The sequence below is a fragment of the Kitasatospora sp. NBC_00315 genome, from assembly GCF_041435095.1.
Lineage (GTDB): Bacteria > Actinomycetota > Actinomycetes > Streptomycetales > Streptomycetaceae > Kitasatospora.
The window spans coordinates 6781214-6801328 of sequence record NZ_CP108025.1 but is presented as its reverse complement, the minus strand read 5'-3'; the positions used below and the strand labels follow the sequence as shown (position 1 = coordinate 6801328).

Genomic DNA, 20115 nt, shown 5'->3' with positions numbered 1-20115 from the left:
CCCAGACCTGCCCGACGGGTCCAATTCCCTGTTCCATAACCTGACGGCATGGATATCGACACCCGTCTGCTGCGCCACTTCGCCGCGGTCTGCGAGGAGGGGCAGCTCACCGCGGCGGCCGCCCGGCTGCGGGTGTCCCAGCCCGCGCTCAGCAAGCAGATCCTGCTGCTGGAGGAGCGTCTGGGTGTGGAGCTCTTCCGGCGCTCACGCGGGGGCATGACCCCCACGGCGGCCGGGAACGCGCTGGCGGCGCACACCACCGCCGTACTCGGATCCTGGGACGGCGCGCTGCGCGCCACCCGGGACGCCGCGGCGCTCGGCGGCGCCACCCTGCGGGTGGGCTTCGAGGGCGGCACGATCAACCTGGTCGACCACCGCACCGTGACCGACTTCGTCCGGCGGATGCCCGGCTGGCAGGTCGAGATCAGGCAGAACAGCTGGTTCGACCCGGCCGCCGGCCTGACCGCGGGTGAGGTCGACCTCGCCCTGTGGCACGCCCCGCACTGGATGGCGCAGCGGTACGCGATGAGCCCGCTGGGGGTCGACGACCGCTGCGTGGCGCTGTCCGCCGGGCACCGGCTGGCCGGGCGCGGCGTCATCGACTTCGCCGACCTGCTGGAGGAGCCCTTCGTGGCGATGCCGCAGGAGGCGGGCCACTGGCGGGACTACTGGCTGGCCACCGAGGAGCGCGGGGGCGCCCCCGCGCGGATCGGGGCGGTCGCGCACAACGCGGACGAGTGGCTGGCGGCGGTGGCCTGCGGGCAGGGCGTCGGCATCTCGCCGACGACCGTCAGCAGGCTGAGCACCCGGCCCGGCGTGGTGTTCCGGCCGGTCCGGGGGCTCGGCCCCAGCCAGGTCGGCTTGTACTGGCCGCGCGAGCGGGCCTGCACCCCGGCGATGACGGCCTTCGTGCGCAGTTGCCTGGCCACGGTGGAGTTCGCCGGTCCGCACGGTGGCGCCACCCGGGACGTCCCGGATCGGGCCGTCCCGGGTCGGAGCGCCGTGGATCGGGGCGTCCCGGCTCAGACCGTCTCGAACGGCGCGGGGTAGTCGCACCGCCCGCGCGGGCCGCCGTCGTAGGCGGGCAGGACGAGCGCCTGGAAGTAGGCCTCCGGAACCTCGAACGGGCCGGTGATGTCGTACTCGCCCGCCGCCACGAACCCGAACCTGCCGTAGTAGTCCGGATCGCCGAGGACGACGACCAGTCGCTCCCCGGCCTCGGCCGCGGCCGCGAGGGCGGCCCGTACGACCAGTTCGCCGACGCCCTTGCGCTGCCACTCGGGGGCCACCGCGACCGGTGCGAGCGCCAGGCCCTGCCCGTCGCCGATCCGCAGACGCGTCAGAAGGGCGTGCCCGAGGACGAGTCCGGCGCCGTTGACGGCGACCACGGACAGTTCGGGCAGCCAGGCCGGGTCACCTCGCAGCGCGTCCACCAGATCGGCCTCGTCGGGCCCCGGGAAGGCGGCCATGTGGACCCGTCTTGTCGCCGGGACGTCCGCAGGGGTCTCAACTCTCGTGCGCAGGGCCATCCCCGCTCCTTCGGTGTCTCACGCCATTGTGGACCGGCCCCGGCCCGGGCGCGGAGTCCGCGCCCGTACCGGGGCCGTGAAGGTATATCAGACCGGGCGTCAGGCCTGCTGCTCGGTCTCGCCCTTGAGCCTGGGCTTGGAGTCCACGCCCGCCTCGCGCCGCTGGGCCACCGTGATCGGCGTGGGCGCGCCGGTCAGCGGGTCACCGCCGGTGGACGTCTTCGGGAAGGCGATGACGTCCCGGATGGTGTCGTACCCACCCAGCAGGGTGACGATGCGGTCCAGGCCGAACGCGACACCACCGTGCGGCGGCGGGCCGTAGTTGAAGGCGTCCAGCAGGAAGCCGAACTGCGACTGCGCCTCCTCCTCGGAGAGACCGATCGCGTCGAACGCCCGCTTCTGCACGTCGCGCTGGTGGATACGGATCGAACCGCCGCCCAGCTCCGAGCCGTTGAGCACCAGGTCGTACGCGTTGGAGAGCGCGTTGCCCGGGTCGGTGTCGAAGGTGGCCAGCGACTCGGCGGTCGGGGCGGTGAAGGGGTGGTGGACGGCGTGCCAGCCCTGGAACTGCCCCTTGTCGTCCTCGATCGGCTCGAACATCGGGAAGTCGACCACCCAGAGGAAGGCCCACTGCGACTCGTCGATCAGCTCGCAGCGGCGGCCGATCTCCAGGCGGGCGGCGCCGAGCAGCTCCTGCGAGGGGGTCTTCTTGCCGGCCGCGAAGAAGATCGCGTCGCCGTTCTTGGCCCCGGCGGCGGCGGCGAGGCCGGCCAGGTGCTCCTCGTTGAGGTTCTTGGCGACCGGGCCGCGCAGCTCGCCGGTCTCGGCGTCGATGACGACGTAGGCGAGACCGCGGGCACCGCGGGCCTTGGCCCAGTCCTGCCAGGCGTCGAGCTGCTTGCGCGGCTGCGAGGCGCCGCCGGGCATGACGACCGCGCCGACGTACGGGGCCTGGAAGACCCGGAACTCGGTGCCCTTGAAGTACTCGGTGAGGTCGGTCAGTTCCTGGCCGAAGCGGACGTCCGGCTTGTCGGAGCCGTAGCGGTTCATGGCGTCCGCGTAGGTCATCCGGGGCAGCGGGTTCGGGATCTCGTACCCGTGCACCTCGCGCCAGATGGCGGCGACGGTCTTCTCGCCGAGGGCCAGGATGTCCTCCTGGTCGACGAAGGACGCCTCGATGTCCAGCTGGGTGAACTCCGGCTGCCGGTCGGCGCGGAAGTCCTCGTCCCGGAAGCAGCGGGCGATCTGGTAGTACTTCTCCATCCCGGCCACCATCAGCAGCTGCTTGAACAGCTGGGGCGACTGCGGCAGGGCGTACCAGTGGCCCGGCTGCAGGCGGACCGGGACGAGGAAGTCGCGGGCGCCCTCGGGGGTGGAGCGGGTGAGGTACGGCGTCTCGATGTCGAGGAAGCCGTTCTCCTCCATCACCGTGCGGATGACGTGGTTCACCTTGGAGCGCAGGCGCAGCGCGCGGGCCGGGCCCTCGCGGCGCAGGTCCAGGTAGCGGTACCGGAGGCGGACCTCCTCGTTGACCGTGCCCGGCTCGTACTCGGCGACCGGGAACGGCAGCGGGGCGGCCTCGGAGAGCACCTCGATGGCGCTGACCACGACCTCGACGGCGCCGGTCGGGATCTCGGTGTTCTCGTTGCCCTCCGGGCGGACCCGGACGTCGCCGGTGACCTTGACGCAGTACTCGGCGCGCAGGCCGTGCACGGAGTCCAGATCGCGCACCACGATCTGCACGGTGCCGGAGGCGTCGCGCAGATCGATGAAGGCGACGCCGCCGTGGTCGCGGCGGCGGGCGACCCAGCCGGCCAGGGTGACGGTGGTGCCGGCGTGCTCCGCGCGGAGCGTGCCCGCGTCGTGCGTGCGGATCACTGCTGCTTCTCCTTCAGGGTGGTGACGAGTGCGTCCAGGGCGACGGGGTTCTGCTCGCCGGTGGTCATGTCCTTGAGCTGGACGACGCCTTCGGCGAGGTCGCGGTCGCCGGCGACCAGGGCCCAGCGGGCACCCGACCGGTCGGCGGACTTCATGGCGTTCTTGATGCCCTTGACGCCGAATGCCAGGTCCGTGGCGACGCCGGCCCGGCGCAGCTCGGTGACCTTGGCGAACAGGACGTTCTTGGCCTCCTCGCCGAGCGCGACGGCGTAGACGGAGGTGGTGGCGGGCAGGTCGAGGACGATCTCCTCGGCCTCCATCGCCAGGTAGGTGCGGTCCACCCCGAGGCCCCAGCCGACGGACGGCAGCGCGGGGCCGCCGAGCATCTCGGAGAGGCCGTCGTAGCGACCGCCGCCGCCGATCGCGGACTGGGCGCCGAGGCCGTTGTGCACGAACTCGAAGGTGGTGCGGGTGTAGTAGTCCAGGCCGCGGACCAGCTTGGGGTCGTCCACGAAGGCGACGCCGGCGGCGGTGAGCAGCTCGCGCACCTGCTCGTCGTACGCCTTGCAGTCCTCGCAGAGGAAGTCGCGCAGCCTGGGCGCGTCGGTGAGCTGGGCCTGCACGCTCTCGCGCTTGTCGTCCAGCACGCGCAGCGGGTTGATCGCGGCCCGGCGGCGGGTGTCCTCGTCCAGGTCCAGGCCGGCCAGGAACTCGACCAGGGCGGTGCGGTAGACCGGACGGCACTGCTTGTCGCCGAGGCTGTTGAGGAGCAGCGAGTAGCCGCGCAGGCCGAGCGAGCGGAAGGCGTCGTCGGCGAGGATGATCACCTCGGCGTCGAGCGCCGGGTCCTCGGTGCCGATCGCCTCGGCGCCGATCTGGGCGAACTGGCGGTAGCGGCCCTTCTGGGCCCGCTCGTAGCGGTAGAAGGAGCCCGAGTACCAGAGCTTGACCGGCAGGTTGCCGAGCTTGTGCAGGTTGGCCTGGAGGGTGGCCCGCACGACCGAGGCGGTGCCCTCGGGCCGCAGCGCGAGCTCGTCGCCGCCCTTGGTGGTGAGGGTGTACATCTCCTTGTTGACGATGTCGGTGGACTCGCCCACACCGCGGGAGAAGAGCTTGACGTCCTCGAAGACCGGGGTCTCGATGTAGCCGTAGCCGGCCCGGCGCAGTGGCGCGCTCAGGCGCTCGCGGATCGCCAGGTAGGTCGCGGAGCTCGGCGGCAGCAGGTCGTAGGTGCCCTTGGGGGCGTTGAAGGTGCTCAACTTCTCTTCCGTCACATTCCTCGTCGCGGGAAGCCGGGCGCGCCCTGCGCACCGGCTGCCTGCTGGAGGTAGGGGTTGGTGGCGCGCTCGCGGCCGATGGTGGTCTGGGTGCCGTGGCCGGAGAGGACCACGGTCGCGTCGTCGAGGGGCAGGCAGACCCGGGCCAGCGACCGCATGATCGCTTCGCTGGAGCCGCCCGGCAGATCCGTGCGCCCGATGGAGCCGGCGAAGAGCAGGTCGCCCGAGAACAGCACCGGCGGGACGTCCGCCGCCGCCGGCGTCCTGAAGGTCACCGACCCCCCGGTATGGCCGGGGGCGTGGTCCACCGTGAGGCTCAGCCCGGCCAGCTCCAGGACGCTGCCGTCCTTGAGCTCGTGGACCTCGTCCGGCTCGCCGACGGTGATCGAGCCCATCAGCTGCTGCCCGAGCGAGCGGCCGAGCGCGCGCTCCGGGTCAGCCAGCATGTAGCGGTCCTCGGGATGGATCCAGGCCGGGACCCCGCGGGCGCCGCAGATCGGCATCACGGAGGCGACGTGGTCGATGTGCCCGTGGGTGAGGACGACCGCGACCGGCCTGAGCCGGTGCTCGCGGATGAGATCCTCGACGCCCTGGGTGGCCTCGTGCCCCGGGTCGACGATGACGCACTCCTCGCCGGGAGCGGGCGCCACCAGGTAGCAGTTGGTACCCCAGGCGCCCGCGGGGAATCCGGCGATGAACACGCGAGTCCTCCGTGGTCGGTCGTCGATCGGATGGCGGCTGCCGCGGTGATGGCGGGAGTGCGGCGGTTCCACCTGCAGCCTACCGGCGCCGCGGCACCGGTTGCGAACCAGATAGCACGCCGCCGTGCCCGCGCCTCACCCCGCTCTTACGTACGAGGTCCCTACACTTGGCCGCCGATGGGTGCGATGATCCGCAGCAACACCCTCGGAGCAGCACCCCCAGAACCCCGACCCGCCCGGCACGGACAGGACGGGGCCCCAGCTCATGTGTAGGAGACACGGCCGGTGGTCACCAGCGAACAGCGGCGGCGGCAGCTCGCCCGCGAGAAGTACGAGCGTCAGGCCGAGCGCCGCGCCGAGGCACAGAAGCACACCCGGCGCCGCAACGCGATCATCGGCGCCGCGCTCGCGGTCGTCGTGCTCGCCGGCGGCGGCGCCCTGATCGGCGGCGTCTTCGACTCGGACGCCAAGAAGACCCCGTCCGCGCAGGCGGCCCCCACCCCGGCCGCCACCGCGACCACCCCGGCGGTGCGCAAGGCCGTGGACGGCTGCGCCGCCCCGGCCGACGGCAAGCCGAACGCCAAGCAGTGGGCGGCGGAGCCGGCCATGACGGTGGACGCCAAGGCCGCCTACACCGCGACCCTGGACACCAACTGCGGCAAGGTGACGATCGCGCTGGACGCCGCCAAGGCGCCGCACACCGTGAACTCCTTCGCCTTCCTCTCCGGCGAGCAGTACTTCGACCACGTGAAGTGCCACCGCCTCACCACCGACGGCATCTTCGTGCTGCAGTGCGGTGACCCGACCGGCTCCGGCTCGGGCGGCCCGGGCTACCAGTTCGCCGACGAGAACCTGACCGGTGCGACCTACCCGGCGGGCACCGTCGCGATGGCCAACGCCGGTGCGGGCACCAACGGCAGCCAGTTCTTCCTGGTCTACAAGGACACCCAGCTGCCGCCGAGCTACACCCCGTTCGGCAAGATCACCGGTGGCCTGGACGTGCTCACGAAGATCGCCGCGGCCGGCACCCTGGACGGCGGCACGGACGGCGCCCCGATGGCCGACGTCACGCTCAACGCGGTGACCACCGCGAAGGGTTGATCGACCCCGGCGCCGGGCGGCGGACACCTGCGGGTGGCCGCCGCCCGGCTTCGGGCCGAAATCGCCCGGCCGGGGATGCGGACAGCACCGGCACTGGTCGCCTATGTTGGCGTTGTGTAGGGTGCCCAGACCCGTCGGCCGTCACCCTCGGCTGGTCGTACGGCGGGCGGGACGGCGGACTCATCGGTCCGCCGCACATCAACTGTGGACGACGGACGCGTGCCGCCCCGGCGCGGGCGCGACGTCATGTGGAGGACGCGCTATGAGCAGCGACCCGTGGGGCCGTGTCGACGAGCAGGGGACGGTCTACGTCAGGACGGCGGACGGCGAACGCGTCGTCGGCTCCTGGCAGGCCGGCTCGCCCGAGGAGGCCCTGGCCTACTTCGAGCGCAAGTACCAGGGCATCGCCGTGGAGATCGGCCTGCTGGAGAAGCGGGTACGGACCACCGACCTGGCTGCCAAGGACGCCCAGGCGGCACTGGAGCACCTGCGTGCGCAGGTCGTCGAGGCGCACGCGGTCGGTGACCTGGACGCGCTGGCCAAGCGGCTGGACGCGCTGAGCGCCGACATCGAGACCCGCCGCGAGGAGCGCAAGATCGCCCGCGCCAAGGCGCAGGACGAGACCCGCGTGGCCAAGGACAAGCTGGTGGCCGAGGCCGAGCAGCTCGCCGAGTCGACCCAGTGGCGGGAGGCCGGCGACCGGCTGCGCGCCCTGGTGGACACCTGGAAGGCGCTGCCGCGCCTGGACCGCAAGAGCGACGACGAGCTGTGGCACCGCTTCTCGCACGCCCGCTCGGTCTTCTCCAAGCACCGCAAGGCGCACTTCGCGACCCTGGACGCCGAGCGCGACCACGCCCGCGCGGCCAAGGAGAAGCTGGTCACCGAGGCGGAGGCGCTGTCCTCCTCCACCGAGTGGGGCGACACCGCGGCCCGCTACCGCGACCTGATGACCCGTTGGAAGGCCGCCGGCCGCGCCCAGCGCGACGTCGAGGACGAGCTGTGGGCGCGGTTCCGCGGCGCGCAGGACGTGTTCTTCCAGGCGCGCTCCGCCGTGTTCAGCGAGCGCGACGCCGAGCAGGTCGAGAACCAGAAGCTCAAGGAGGTGCTGGCGGCCGAGGCGGAGACGATCCTGCCGATCACCGACCTCAAGGCGGCCAAGGCGGCGCTGCGCGACGTCAGCGAGCGCTGGGAGGCCATCGGCCACGTCCCCCGTGACGCGCGTCCGAAGCTGGACGGCCGCCTCGGTGTGGTCGAGCGGGCGATCCGCGAGGCCGAGGAGGCCGAGTGGCAGCGCTCCAACCCGGAGGCCCGGGCCCGCGCGGCCGGCATGGCCGGTCTGCTCCAGGGCAAGGCCGACAAGCTGAACGCCGACCTGGCGAAGGCCCGCGCGGCCGGCAACGCCTCCCGGACCGCCAAGCTGGAGGGCGAGCTGGCGGGCCTGCAGACCCTGCTGGACCAGGCCCAGAAGAGCCTGGAGGAGTTCAGCGGCTGACACCGCCGCCGAACGCGGGCGAGGGCCCCACCGCCGCGGCGGTGGGGCCCTCGCCCGTACGGCTACTTGTTGCGGGCCGAGGTGACCCGGTAGACGTCGTACACGCCCTCGACGCCGCGGACCGCCTTGAGCACGTGCCCCAGGTGCTTGGGGTCGCCCATCTCGAAGGTGAAGCGGCTCATCGCGACCCGGTCCCGGGAGGTCTGCACCGCCGCCGACAGGATGTTGACGTGCTGGTCCGAGAGCACCCGGGTGACGTCCGAGAGCAGCCGCGAGCGGTCCAGCGCCTCGACCTGGATGGCCACCAGGAAGACCGAGGACTGGGTGGCGGCCCACTCGACCTCGATCATCCGCTCCGGCTGCTGGTTGAGCGACTCCACGTTGACGCAGTCCGCACGGTGCACCGACACCCCGTTGCCGCGCGTCACGAAGCCGATGATCGGGTCGCCCGGCACCGGCGTGCAGCAGCGCGAGAGCTTGACCCAGAGATCCTCCACGCCCTTGACGGTCACGCCCGGATCGCCCTTGGCCCGGCGCCGCGCGGCGCGGCCGCCGTCCTGCGTCGGGGTCGCCGTCTCGGCGAGGTCCTCGGTGGCCCCGTCCTCGCCGCCGAGCGCCTGTACCAGCTTCTGGACGATGTTCTGGGCCGAGACGTGGCCCTCACCGATCGCCGCGTACAGCGAGGAGATGTCGGGGTAACGCATCTCGTGCGCCAGCGTGACCAGCGAGTCCCCGGTGAGGATCCGCTGGATCGGCAGCCCCTGCTTGCGCATCGCGCGGGCGATCGAGTCCTTGCCCTGCTCGATGGCCTCCTCGCGGCGCTCCTTGGAGAACCAGGCCTTGATCTTGTTCCGGGCGCGCGGTGACTTGACGAAGCCCAGCCAGTCCCGGGACGGGCCGGCGTTCTCGGCCTTGGAGGTGAACACCTCGACGGTGTCGCCGTTCTCCAGGGTGGACTCCAGTGGCACCAGCCGGCCGTTGACCCGGGCCCCGATGCAGCGGTACCCGACCTCGGTGTGCACCGCGAAGGCGAAGTCCACCGGCGTCGCGGCGGCCGGCAGCGCTATCACGTCGCCCTTGGGCGTGAAGACGAAGACCTCGTTGTTGGAGAGGTCGAAGCGCAGCGACTCCAGGAACTCGCTCGGGTCCTCGGTCTCCTTCTGCCAGTCCAGCAGCTGCCGCAGCCAGGCCATCTCGTTGACGGCGCCGGCCTTGTCGTCCTTACGGGTCTGCGAGGGGGTGTCCGTACGGACCTTGGAGGCGCCGGCCACCGCGCGCTGCTTGTACTTCCAGTGCGCCGCGATGCCGTACTCGGCCCGGCGGTGCATGTCGAAGGTGCGGATCTGCAGCTCGACCGGCTTGCCGCCGGGGCCGATCACCGTGGTGTGCAGCGACTGGTACATGTTGAACTTGGGCATCGCGATGTAGTCCTTGAACCGCCCCGGCACCGGGTTCCACCGCGCGTGGATGGTGCCCAGCGCCGCGTAGCAGTCGCGGACGGTGTCGACCAGGACCCGGATGCCCACCAGGTCGTAGATCTCGGCGAAGTCGCGGCCCCGCACGATCATCTTCTGGTAGACCGAGTAGTAGTGCTTCGGCCGGCCGGTGACGGAGGCGGTGATCCGCGCCCCGCGCAGATCGCCCTGGACCTGGTCGATGACGGTGGCCAGGTACTCGTCCCGCTTGGGGGCGCGCTCGGCGACCAGCCGCACGATCTCGTCGTACATCTTGGGGTAGAGGATCGCGAAGGCGAGGTCCTCCAGCTCCCACTTGATGGTGTTCATGCCCAGGCGGTGCGCCAGCGGAGCGTAGATCTCCAGCGTCTCGCGGGCCTTGGCCTCCTGCTTCTCCCGCTTGAGGTAGCGCATGGTGCGCATGTTGTGCAGGCGGTCGGCGAGCTTGATCACCAGGACCCGCGGGTCCTTGGCCATCGCCACGACCATCTTGCGCACCGTCTCGGCCTGCGCCGCCTCGCCGAACTTCACCCGGTCGAGCTTGGTGACGCCGTCGACCAGCAGGGCGACCGAGTCGCCGAAGTCCTTGCGCAGGGTCTCCAGGCCGTAGTCGGTGTCCTCCACCGTGTCGTGCAGCAGGCCGGCCATCAGGGTGGCGGCGTCCATGCCCAGCTCGGCCAGGATGGTGGAGACGGCCAGCGGGTGGGTGATGTACGGGTCGCCGCTCTTGCGCTTCTGGCCGCGGTGCCACTTCTCGGCCACCGCGTACGCCCGCTCGATGTCGCGCAGCAGCGCCGGGTCGGCCTTGGCGTCGTTGGCCCTGATGCTGCGGAACAGCGGCTCCAGCACCGGGTTGAGCACCGTGCTGCGCTGACCGCCGAGCCGGGCCAGCCGGGCCCGCATGCCGCTCGCGGAGGACGGGCGGTGCGCGGGAGCCACCGCACGCGAGGCGGCCGGGGCGGGACGCGCCGGGACGGCCCCCGTGGGCGCGGGCTCGCTGTCGGGGGCGGCCGGTGCGGCCGTGGGCACAACCTCGTCGGGCAAGGACACTCCTCGGGGGCGCGGGGCCGGTTCCCCGGCGTCTGCGGCAAGGGATGAACCTCCATCGTACCGAGCCCGGCGGGCCGGTGTTCCGCCGCGTCCCCGGCCGCGTCGGGCGCACACGCGTCGGGGGCGGTGGCCGCGACCTGCGACCACCGCCCCCGACGGCTCCTGCGACGTTCTCTCAGACCTCGACGAGCGTCTCCAGCGGAGCGCCGTCCAGGTGCGGCGCCAGGGCCGCGCGGCCCTCCAGGAAGCCGAGCTCCATCAGGACGACCACGCCCGCCGGCACACCGCCGGCCCGCCGGACGAGGTCCAGCGAGGCGCCGATGGTGCCGCCGGTGGCGAGCACGTCGTCGACCACCAGGACCCGCTCACCCGGGGTGAACGCGTCGCACTGGACCTCCAGCGTCGCCGAACCGTACTCCAGCTCGTAGGACTGCGCGTGCACCTCGCCGGGCAGCTTGCCCTTCTTGCGGATCGGCACGAAGCCGAGGCCGGCCGCGAAGGCCGCCGGCGCCGCCAGCACGAACCCGCGCGCCTCCAGGCCCACCACCTTGGTCGCCCCGAGCGCCCTGGCACGCTCGGCCAGCGCCCTGGTGAGGGCCGCGAAGGCCTCGGCGTCGGCGAGCAGCGGCGCGATGTCCTTGAACAGCACGCCGGGCTTCGGGTAGTCCGGAACGTCCCGGATCCTGCTGGTCAGCAGGTCGGCGAGTTCCACGGCGGGGGAGGTCACGAGAGGTCCTATCGGTGGGGAGCGGGTCAGCGCTTGGTGGACGGACGGCCCTTGTTACGGGACCGGCCGGCCCCCTGGGCGCGCTGTCCGACCATACCCGCAGGCAGGTCCTCGTCGGCGAACTCCTCGCCCTCGGGGACCGCCTCGCCGTTCGCCTCGGCCTCGGCCTTCGCCTTGGCCTCGGAGGCCCGGCGCTGGGCGACGCGCTTGGCGAGCGCCTTCATCTCCGGCTGCTCCTCCTTGAGCTGCGCGAGCAGCGGGGTGGCGACGCAGATCGAGGAGTACGCACCGGCCGCGAGGCCGATGAACAGCGCGAGCGAGATGTCGTTCAGCGTGCCCGCGCCCAGCAGGCCGCCGCCGATGAACAGCAGCGCCGCGACCGGGAGCAGTGCGACCACTGTGGTGTTGATCGAGCGCACCAGCGTCTGGTTCAGGCCGGCGTTGGCCGCCTCGCTGTAGGTGAGCTTGCTCTGCTTGGTGAGCCCCTTGGTGTTCTCCTTCACGGTGTCGAAGACGACGACCGTGTCGTAGAGCGAGTACCCGAGGATGGTCAGGAAGCCGATCACCGTACCGGGCGTGACCTCGAAGCCGACCAGCGCGTAGACGCCGATGGTGATCAGGAGGTCGTGGATGAGGGCGACCAGGGCGGCCGCCGCCATTCGCCACTCGAAGGCGATGGCCAGGTAGATCGTCACCAGCACCATGAAGATCACCAGGCCGAGCAGGGCCTTCTGGGAGATCTGGTGCCCCCAGCTGGGGCCGATGACCTGGCTGTCGATCTCCTGGACCGGGATGTCCAGCGCCTTGGAGAGCCCGTTGCGGATGCTGTCCGGGCTCTGCGTCTCCTCGGAGCTGATCTGGACCCGGATCTTGCCCTTGTCGGTCGACTGGACCAGCGCGCTGCTGCCGTGCGTGACGTCGTTGGCCGCCGTCTGGACCTGGGCGACCGACAGTCCGGGCTTCTGCACGGTGTAGACCGAGCCGCCCTTGAACTCGATGCCCAGGTGCAGGCCCATGGCCAGACCGATGGCCGCGACCAGCACGATGACGCCGGAGATGCTGTACCAGAGCTTGCGGCGCCCGACGAAGTCGAAGCTGACCTCGCCCTGGTAGAGCCGGTGGCCCAGATTGGAGAAGCGAGACATGGAGTCAGGCCTCCTTCGTGGCGGACGGGGCGGAGGTCCGGCGACGGGTGCCGCGGATCGGCGGGCGGGCGCCCAGGCGCTTCGGGTCCAGGCCGGACCACGGGTGGCCGTCCGAGAAGAACTTCTTCCGGGCGAGCAGCGTGATCAGCGGCTTGGTGAAGAGGAAGATCACCACGACGTCGAGCGCGGTGGTCAGGCCGAGGGTGAAGGCGAAGCCCTGCACCTTGCCGACCGAGACCAGGTAGAGCACCGCGGCGCAGAGGAACGACACGAAGTCCGACACCAGGATGGTGCGCCGGGCACGCGGCCAGGCGCGCTGGACCGCCGGGCGCAGCGGGGCGCCCTCGCGGACCTCGTCCCGGATGCGCTCGAAGTACACGATGAAGGAGTCGGCGGTGATACCGATCGCGACGATGGCACCGCAGACCGCCGGGAGGTTCAGCGCGAACCCGATTCCGGCGCCCAGCAGGCTCATGATCGAGTAGGTCAGCGCGGCCGAGACCAGCAGACCGCCGATGGAGACCAGGCCGAGACCGCGGTAGTAGATCAGCGAGTAGATGATCACCAGGACCATGCCGATCAGGCCGGCGATCAGGCCCGCCTTCAGCTGGTCGCCGCCGAGCTGCGGGGAGACCGTGACGACGTCGCTCTGGGCGAAGCTGAGCGGCAGCGCACCGAAGCTCAGCACGTTGGCGAGCTGCTGGGCGTCACTCTGGGTGAAGCTGCCGGAGATGACCGCCGAGCCGCCGGAGATCGTCTCGTTGACCTGCGGGTGGGAGACCACACCGCCGTCGAGCACGATGGCGAACTGGTTGGCCGGGGAGGCCTGGGTGGAGAGCGCGCCGGTGGTGGTGGCGAACGCCTTCGAGCCCTTGTCGTTGAACTGCAGCTGGACCTGCCAGCCGGCGGCGTTCTGGGTGTCGATGACGGCCTGCGCCTTGGAGACGTCCGAGCCGTTCACCTGGACGGGGCCGAGGGCGAACTTGTCGTAGTAGCCCTGCTCCGGGTCGGAGCTGCACGCGACCGTGGTCTTGGTGATGTCGGTGGACTGGTAGTCCTTGCGCTGCGCCGGGTCCGAGCAGTCCATGGCGGCGAACTGCGCCTGGAGCTCGGCCGGGACGGTGCCCTGGGTCAGCGCGGCGGTCATCTCGGCCTCGGTGGGCGCGGTGGCCGCGGCGCTGGGGCTCGCCGCCGCGGCGGAGGCGCTGGGCGAGGCGGCCGGGGCGGAGGCGGACGCGGTCGGGTCGGCCAGCAGCGCCTCACCGACGGCGCGACCGGCCTTGCTCGCGCTGGGCGAGGCGGCGGCCGCCGTGGAGCCGGCCGTGGCCGTCGGGGACGGGGTGGGAGCCGCCGCCGGGCTGCCGCTCGTGGTGGCGCTCGGGCTCGCCGTGGGCGCCGTGGCCTTCACGCCGCTGGGGGCGTAGGCGAGGACCGGGCGGAAGAAGAGCTTGGCCGTCGTACCGACCTGGTCGGCCGCAGACTGCCTGTCCCCGCCCTTGGGGATGTTGACGACGATGTTCTTGTCGCCCTCGGTCTGCACCTCCGCCTCGGAGACACCCATCCCGTTGACACGCTTCTGGATGATGCCGACGGCGATGTTCATGTTGGACTTGTTGATCGCCTTGGGATCGTCCGACTTGGCGGTCAGCGTGATGCTGGTGCCGCCGGCGAGGTCGATACCGAGGCGGGGCTTGGTGTTGCCCGTCCCGAACATGAGGGCGACCAGTCCGACGGTGACCACCAGGATGAGGGCCAGGGCCCGTCCCGGGTAACCGTCGCGCGGGCGCGACTTGGGTGTTGCCACCTTGCTCGTTTCTCCCTGTCCATGCCGTCGCCCGCCGGACCCCCGTCCGGCGTGGGGCGGGACGGGGGGAAGACGTGGCGGAGCGACGGCCCTGAGGTCCTGTGGGCTCGCGGCACGGTGCCGCAGCGGCCGGGTTGGGGCCCGACCGTACTACTTGCTTGCGGGAGCCCCGCCCTCGGCGTCGTCCTTGTCGGAACCGTCCTTCGAGAGCGAGAGGGGCTTGTCGCCGTCCTCCTCCGCGGCCACGGCCTCGACCGACTCGTCCAGCTCGGCGAGCTCGTCGTCGACCGGGCGACCGTTGATGATCGCGTCGTACTCCTGCGGCTCCAGGACCGCGGCGATCGCGCTCTTGGTGAAGTGGGTGACCACACCCGGAGCGATCTCCAGCTCGACGGTCTCGTCGTTGACCGCCTTCACCTGGGCGTACAGGCCACCGATGGTGCGCACGCCAGCGCCCGGTTCGAGTGCCGTCTGCGTGGACTGCTGCTGCTGCTGGCGCTTCTTCTGCGACCGGAACATCACGAACATGAGAAGAAGCGGGACAACAAGGATGATCATCGACACTGCAGTCAGGGTCCTAACGGGCCGCTACCGGGCGGCCTTCGGTGTTGGTCGGCCCTTCGGGTGAGAGGGGCGGTCCGGCGGAGTCTAGGCGACCCGAACTGATCGGACAACGCCAAGCATCGCATCCTGCCGCCGAAAGTGGCGACCCTGCGCCTGCACGGATTTCCCACCTTCCGTCCTCACTCCTGCGAGGGGGCCTCCGAGGCGCGGAACAGCTCGGGCTGGGCGGGCACGGCGGCGGCCGGGCCCTGGCCGGGCCCCGTCCGGGGCGCGGACGCCCACGCGGCACCGGTCTGGACCGGTGGGGTCATCCCGAGGTGTTCCCAGGCGGCGGCGGTGGCGATCCGGCCGCGCGGAGTCCGCGCCAGCAGGCCCTCCCGGACCAGGAAGGGCTCGGCCACCTCCTCGACCGTCTCGGCCTCCTCCCCCACCGCGACGGCCAGTGTCGACAAGCCGACCGGACCGCCGCCGAACAGCCGCAGCAGCGCGGTCAGCACCGCACGGTCGAGGCGGTCCAGGCCGCGGGCGTCCACCTCGTAGACCTGCAGGGCCTGGGCGGCGATCCCCCGGTCGACCACGCCGTCGTGCTTGACCTGCGCGTAGTCCCGTACCCGGCGCAGCAGCCGGTTGGCGATTCGCGGCGTGCCCCGGGACCGGCCGGCGATCTCGGCGGCGCCGGCCGCGTCGATCTCCACGTCCAGCAGCGCGGCCGAGCGGTGCACCACCCGCTCCAGCTCGGCGGGGGCGTAGAACTCCATGTGGCCGGTGAAGCCGAAGCGGTCGCGCAGCGGGGGCGGCAGCAGCCCGGCCCGGGTGGTGGCGCCGACCAGGGTGAAGGGCGGCAGCTCCAGCGGGATGGCGGTGGCACCCGGGCCCTTGCCGACGATCACGTCGACGCGGTAGTCCTCCATCGCCATGTAGAGCATCTCCTCGGCGGGCCGGGACATCCGGTGGATCTCGTCGAGGAACAGCACCTCGCCCTCGGTCAGCGAGGACAGGATGGCCGCGAGGTCGCCCGCGTGCTGGATGGCCGGGCCGGAGGTGATCCGGATCGGGGCGTTCAGCTCGGCGGCGATGATCATCGACAGGGTGGTCTTGCCCAGCCCGGGCGGCCCGCTGAGCAGGACGTGGTCCGGCGCGCTGCCGCGCTGACGGGCGGCCTGCAGCACCAGCGAGAGCTGCTCGCGGACACGCTCCTGCCCGATGAACTCGTCCAGCAGCTTGGGGCGCAGCGCCGCCTCGACCGCCTGGTCCTCGCCGTCGGCGGCCGCGGTCACCAGCCGGTCCGCCGGGTCGGAGTCGTAGGGGGTCATCGGGGCGGGCTCCAGTCGTCAGCGAGGCGGTGGGTCGGCGAGGCGGTGGGTCGGCGAGGCGGCGAAGCGGTGGGGCGGTGGGGCGGTGGCGGGTCAGGTCCGGTGCCGGGTCGGTCCGGACGCCGGTGCGGGCCGCCGACCCGCCGGGGTCGACAAATCCGCAAGTCAGCGGGTCAGCGGGTGCGGTTGAGCGTCCGCAGGGCGGCCTTGAGCAGGGCGCCGACGTCCGGCACGCTCTGGCTCTCGGCCTCGGGGGTGACGGCGGCGACCGCGTCCTCCGCCTCGCGCGGCGCGTAGCCGAGGCCGACCAGCGCGGCCTGCAGCTGCTCGCTCCACGGCGCCGGCCCGGCGGCCAGCGGCTTCTGGGCCGGGACGATGCCGTGCGGGGCGCCGAGCTTGTCCTTGTACTCCAGGAGCAGCTTCTGCGCGCCGCGCTTGCCGATGCCCGGCACCGTCATCAGCGCCTTCTCGTCCCCGTTGGCGACCGCGAGGCGCAGCGCGTCCGGGCTGTGCACGCCGAGCATCGCCTGGGCGAGCCGGGGGCCGACGCCGCTGGCGCTCTGCAGCAGCTCGAAGGTCGCGCGCTCGTCCTCGTCGACAAAACCGTAAAGCGTCAGGGAGTCCTCGCGGACCACCAGCGAGGTGGCGAGACGGGCCGGCTCGCCCAGGCGCAGCGCGGCCAGCGTGGTGGGGGTGCACTGGAGGGCGAGGCCGACGCCGCCGACCTCGACCACGGCGGTGCCGGCGGAGAGGGCGGCGACCGGGCCCTGCACGAACGCGATCACGGGCGGTACTCCTGACGAGCGGCGGGACGGGCGGCGGGACGGGTGGCGGCGCCGGCGGCGGGGCGGGCGGCCGAGCGGGCGGCCGTCTGGGCGGCGACGGCCTCGGCCAGCGCGGCCTGGGCCTTGGTGGCGGTGGCGACGGCGGCGGCGATCCGGCCGGCGGCGGTGCCGCGCCAGATGTGGCAGATGGCGAGGGCGAGGGCGTCGGCGGCGTCGGCGGGCTTGGGCGGGGCGTCGAGCCGCAGCAGGCGGGTGACCATCGAGGTGACCTGTGCCTTGTCGGCCCGGCCGGAGCCGGTGACCGCCGCCTTGACCTCGCTCGGGGTGTGCAGCGTGACGGGGATGCCGCGTCGGGTGGCGCAGAGCATCGCGACGGCGCTGGCCTGGGCGGTTCCCATCACGGTGCGGACGTTGTGCTGGGCGAAGACCCGCTCGACGGCCACCATGTCGGGCCGGTGCTCGTCCAGCCAGAGTTCCAGGCCCTGCTCGATGAGGAGCAGCCGGGGCCCGATCTCCGCCTCGGCCGGCGTACGCACCACGCCGACGCCGACCATCCGCAACGGCCGGCCCGGGCCGCCGTCGACCACGCCGACGCCGCACCTGGTCAGCCCGGGGTCAACACCGAGTACCCGCACCCTGCACCTGCCTCTCCTCCGATCCCCGAAGGCTATCGGGCGGGTCCGACAAGCGGACCGACGACACCGGCCCGGTGGTCCTGGGGACCACCGGGCCGGGGATCGAGCCTGGTCACTCGGCGTCGAGCTCGGCACCGACCTCGTCGCTGATGTCGAAGTTGGCGAAGACGTTCTGCACGTCGTCGCTGTCCTCCAGGGCGTCGATCAGCTTGAAGATCTTGCGGGCGCCGTCGGCGTCCAGCGGGATCTGGAGGTCCGCCACGAAGTTGGCGTCGGCCGAGTCGTAGTCGATCCCGGCCTCCACCAGCGCGGTGCGGACGGCGACCATGTCGGTGGCCGCACTGATCACCTCGAAGGACTCGCCGAGGTCGTTGACCTCCTCGGCGCCGGCGTCGAGGACGACCTCGAACACCTTGTCCTCGTCCACGCCGTCCGCCTTGGGGACGATCACGACGCCCTTGCGGTTGAACAGGTACGACACCGAGCCCGGGTCGGCCATGTTGCCGCCGTTGCGGGTCATCGCGACGCGCACGTCGGAGGCGGCCCGGTTGCGGTTGTCGGTGAGGCACTCGATGAGCACCGCGACGCCGTTGGGGCCGTAACCCTCGTACATGATGGTCGAGTAGTCGGCCCCGCCGGCCTCGGCGCCGTCGCCGCGCTTGACGGCGCGGTTGATGTTGTCGATCGGGACCGAGCTCTTCTTCGCCTTCTGGATGGCGTCGTAGAGCGTCGGGTTGCCTGCCGGGTCACTGCCGCCGGTGCGCGCCGCCACCTCGATGTTCTTGATCATCTTGGCGAAGAGCTTGCCGCGCTTGGCGTCGACCACGGCCTTCTTGTGCTTGGTGGTAGCCCACTTAGAGTGGCCGGACATCGCCAGCTCCTTTACGTCGCCAAAAGGGAAATGAACAGGAGAGATCTTACCGGTGCCGCACCCTGACGGGGGCACCGGACCGGTGCGCGCCGGAGGCCGGCGCCCGGTGGCGGCGGTCGGAGGGGCTCAGGAGGCGGCGTTCTCGACCATCCGTACGAAGTACGCGTGCACCCGGTGGTCACCGGTCAGCTCCGGGTGGAACGAGGTGGCCAGCAGGCCGCCCTGACGGACCGCCACGATCCGGCTCTCGGAGCCGTCGGCGGCCGGCAGCTCGGCCAGCACCTCGACGCCCGCGCCCACCGACTCGACCCAGGGCGCCCGGATGAAGACGCCGTGCACCGGCTCCCCGCCCGGCGTCTCCCCGCCCAGGCCCTTGAAGGCGATCGCGGACTCGAAGGACTCGTTCTGCCGGCCGAAGGCGTTGCGCCGCACCGTCATGTCGATCCCGCCGACGGTCTCCTGGTCGTCCCGCCCGTCGAGGATCTTGTCCGCCAGCATGATCATGCCCGCGCAGGAGCCGTACACCGGCATTCCGGCGGCGACCCGGTCGCGCAGCGGCGCCATCATCCCGAAGGCCAGCGCCAGCTTGGACATGGTGGTGGACTCCCCGCCGGGGATCACCAGCGCGTCCACCTCGGCGAGCTCCTCGGGGCGGCGCACCGGGCGGGCGACGGCGTCCGCCTCGGCGAGGGCTATCAGGTGCTCGCGGACGTCGCCCTGCAGGGCCAGGACGCCGATGACGGGAGTGGACACAGTTGCTACCTCTTCGACTTCTCGTACGGGCGACGCGCGACGGCCCGCCGCGCCGGACGGGCGCGCGGCGGGCCGTCGGCAGGGGACTACCAACCGCGGTTGGCGTACCGCTCGGTCTCGGGCAGGGTGTCGCAGTTGATGCCGACCATGGCTTCGCCCAGGCCGCGCGAGACGTCCGCGATGACCTTCGGGTCGTCGAAGAAGGTGGTGGCCTTCACGACGGCGGCGGCGCGCTTGGCGGGGTCACCGGACTTGAAGATGCCGGAGCCGACGAAGACGCCCTCGGCACCCAGTTGCATCATCAGGGCCGCGTCGGCCGGGGTGGCCACACCACCGGCGGAGAACAGCACGACCGGGAGCTTGCCCAGCTGCGCGACCTCCTTGACCAGCTCGTACGGAGCCTGCAGGTTCTTGGCCGCGACGAACAGCTCGGTCTCGTCGAGGGTGGTGAGGCGCTTGATGTCGGCGCGGATCTGGCGCATGTGGCGGACGGCCTCGACCACGTTGCCGGTGCCGGCCTCGCCCTTGGAGCGGATCATGGCCGCGCCCTCGGCGATCCGGCGCAGGGCCTCGCCCAGGTTGGTGGCGCCGCAGACGAAGGGGGTGGTGAACGCCCACTTGTCGGAGTGGTGGATCTCGTCGGCCGGGGTCAGCACCTCGGACTCGTCGATGTAGTCCACGCCGAGGGCCTGGAGGACCTGGGCCTCGACGAAGTGACCGATGCGGGACTTGGCCATGACCGGGATGGAGACGGCGTTGATGATGCCGTCGATCATGTCCGGGTCCGACATGCGGGCGACGCCGCCGTCCTTGCGGATGTCGGCCGGGACGCGCTCCAGGGCCATGACGGCCACGGCGCCGGCGTCCTCGGCGATCTTCGCCTGCTCGGCGTTGACCACATCCATGATCACACCGCCCTTGAGCTGCTCGGCCATGCCGCGCTTGACCCGGGCGGTACCGATCTGCGGCTGGTCTGCGGTGATGGGGGTGGTGGACACGTGAGACCTCACTCGGAGACGAAAGTGCTATCGCCTTA

The 20115-nt window shown here is 71.9% G+C and carries 18 protein-coding genes; 3 read left to right on the top strand and 15 right to left on the bottom strand.

What is annotated here, in order from left to right:
* Positions 1-48: 48 nt before the first annotated feature.
* Complete coding sequence (locus OG823_RS28515) at positions 49-1050, top strand: LysR family transcriptional regulator (protein WP_371482958.1); 1002 nt, start codon at positions 49-51, stop codon at positions 1048-1050.
* Here OG823_RS28515 and OG823_RS28510 read toward each other — a convergent pair.
* The 4 genes from OG823_RS28510 to OG823_RS28495 all read right to left on the bottom strand — a co-directional run bounded on the left by OG823_RS28510 (position 1023) and on the right by OG823_RS28495 (position 5385).
* Positions 1023-1529: a GNAT family N-acetyltransferase gene (locus OG823_RS28510; protein WP_371482957.1), complete on the bottom strand. Its 507-nt coding sequence runs from the start codon at positions 1527-1529 to the stop codon at positions 1023-1025. The two genes, OG823_RS28515 and OG823_RS28510, sit on opposite strands and share 28 nt — an antisense overlap.
* Positions 1530-1628: 99 nt before the next feature.
* Positions 1629-3407 carry an aspartate--tRNA ligase gene (gene aspS / locus OG823_RS28505; protein WP_371482956.1) on the bottom strand — a complete coding sequence of 593 codons (1779 nt, stop codon included), beginning with the start codon at positions 3405-3407 and terminating at the stop codon, positions 1629-1631.
* The gene (gene hisS, locus OG823_RS28500) at positions 3404-4666 is read right to left on the bottom strand and encodes a histidine--tRNA ligase (RefSeq protein WP_371482955.1); all 1263 of its coding nucleotides are present in this window, start codon (positions 4664-4666) and stop codon (positions 3404-3406) included. The genes aspS and hisS overlap by 4 nt, the downstream gene beginning before the upstream one ends.
* Before the next feature lie 11 nt (positions 4667-4677).
* Entirely contained in the window at positions 4678-5385 is a 708-nt protein-coding gene (locus OG823_RS28495) for an MBL fold metallo-hydrolase (protein ID WP_371482954.1), read from the bottom strand.
* A 285-nt stretch (positions 5386-5670) separates the two neighbouring features.
* On the opposite strand from OG823_RS28495, the gene OG823_RS28490 reads away from it, so the two are divergent.
* Entirely contained in the window at positions 5671-6486 is an 816-nt protein-coding gene (locus OG823_RS28490) for a peptidylprolyl isomerase (protein WP_371482953.1), read from the top strand.
* A 262-nt stretch (positions 6487-6748) separates the two neighbouring features.
* Positions 6749-7978 (top strand): DUF349 domain-containing protein, encoded by a 1230-nt coding sequence (locus tag OG823_RS28485; protein WP_371482952.1) that lies wholly within the window; start codon positions 6749-6751, stop codon positions 7976-7978.
* Between the two features lie 62 nt (positions 7979-8040).
* Here OG823_RS28485 and OG823_RS28480 read toward each other — a convergent pair whose 3' ends face one another.
* From OG823_RS28480 to pdxS, 11 genes are all read right to left on the bottom strand, one after another.
* Positions 8041-10461, bottom strand: a complete 2421-nt coding sequence (locus tag OG823_RS28480) for a bifunctional (p)ppGpp synthetase/guanosine-3',5'-bis(diphosphate) 3'-pyrophosphohydrolase (RefSeq protein ID WP_371484684.1) — start codon at positions 10459-10461, stop codon at positions 8041-8043.
* Between the two features lie 196 nt (positions 10462-10657).
* Positions 10658-11209, bottom strand: coding sequence for an adenine phosphoribosyltransferase (locus OG823_RS28475; RefSeq protein ID WP_371482951.1), 552 nt, complete (start codon positions 11207-11209; stop codon positions 10658-10660).
* 26 nt (positions 11210-11235) lie between these two features.
* On the bottom strand, positions 11236-12354 hold the full coding sequence (gene secF / locus OG823_RS28470) for a protein translocase subunit SecF (protein ID WP_371482950.1): 1119 nt from the start codon (positions 12352-12354) through the stop codon (positions 11236-11238).
* A 4-nt stretch (positions 12355-12358) separates the two neighbouring features.
* Positions 12359-14158, bottom strand: coding sequence for a protein translocase subunit SecD (gene secD, locus OG823_RS28465; protein ID WP_371482949.1), 1800 nt, complete (start codon positions 14156-14158; stop codon positions 12359-12361).
* Between the two features lie 150 nt (positions 14159-14308).
* On the bottom strand, positions 14309-14716 hold the full coding sequence (gene yajC / locus OG823_RS28460; RefSeq protein ID WP_371482948.1) for a preprotein translocase subunit YajC: 408 nt from the start codon (positions 14714-14716) through the stop codon (positions 14309-14311).
* Positions 14717-14901: 185 nt separating this feature from the next.
* Positions 14902-16035, bottom strand: a complete 1134-nt coding sequence (gene ruvB, locus OG823_RS28455; protein ID WP_371482947.1) for a Holliday junction branch migration DNA helicase RuvB — start codon at positions 16033-16035, stop codon at positions 14902-14904.
* 173 nt (positions 16036-16208) lie between these two features.
* Complete coding sequence (gene ruvA / locus OG823_RS28450) at positions 16209-16820, bottom strand: Holliday junction branch migration protein RuvA (RefSeq protein WP_371482946.1); 612 nt, start codon at positions 16818-16820, stop codon at positions 16209-16211.
* On the bottom strand, positions 16817-17455 hold the full coding sequence (ruvC, locus tag OG823_RS28445; RefSeq protein ID WP_371482945.1) for a crossover junction endodeoxyribonuclease RuvC: 639 nt from the start codon (positions 17453-17455) through the stop codon (positions 16817-16819). The genes ruvA and ruvC overlap by 4 nt, the downstream gene beginning before the upstream one ends.
* 112 nt (positions 17456-17567) lie before the next feature.
* Positions 17568-18326 (bottom strand): YebC/PmpR family DNA-binding transcriptional regulator, encoded by a 759-nt coding sequence (locus OG823_RS28440; protein ID WP_371482944.1) that lies wholly within the window; start codon positions 18324-18326, stop codon positions 17568-17570.
* Between the two features lie 126 nt (positions 18327-18452).
* Positions 18453-19079, bottom strand: a complete 627-nt coding sequence (pdxT, locus tag OG823_RS28435) for a pyridoxal 5'-phosphate synthase glutaminase subunit PdxT (RefSeq protein ID WP_371482943.1) — start codon at positions 19077-19079, stop codon at positions 18453-18455.
* Positions 19080-19165: 86 nt separating this feature from the next.
* Positions 19166-20077, bottom strand: coding sequence for a pyridoxal 5'-phosphate synthase lyase subunit PdxS (gene pdxS / locus OG823_RS28430; protein ID WP_371482942.1), 912 nt, complete (start codon positions 20075-20077; stop codon positions 19166-19168).
* Between the last annotated feature and the right edge of the window lie 38 nt (positions 20078-20115).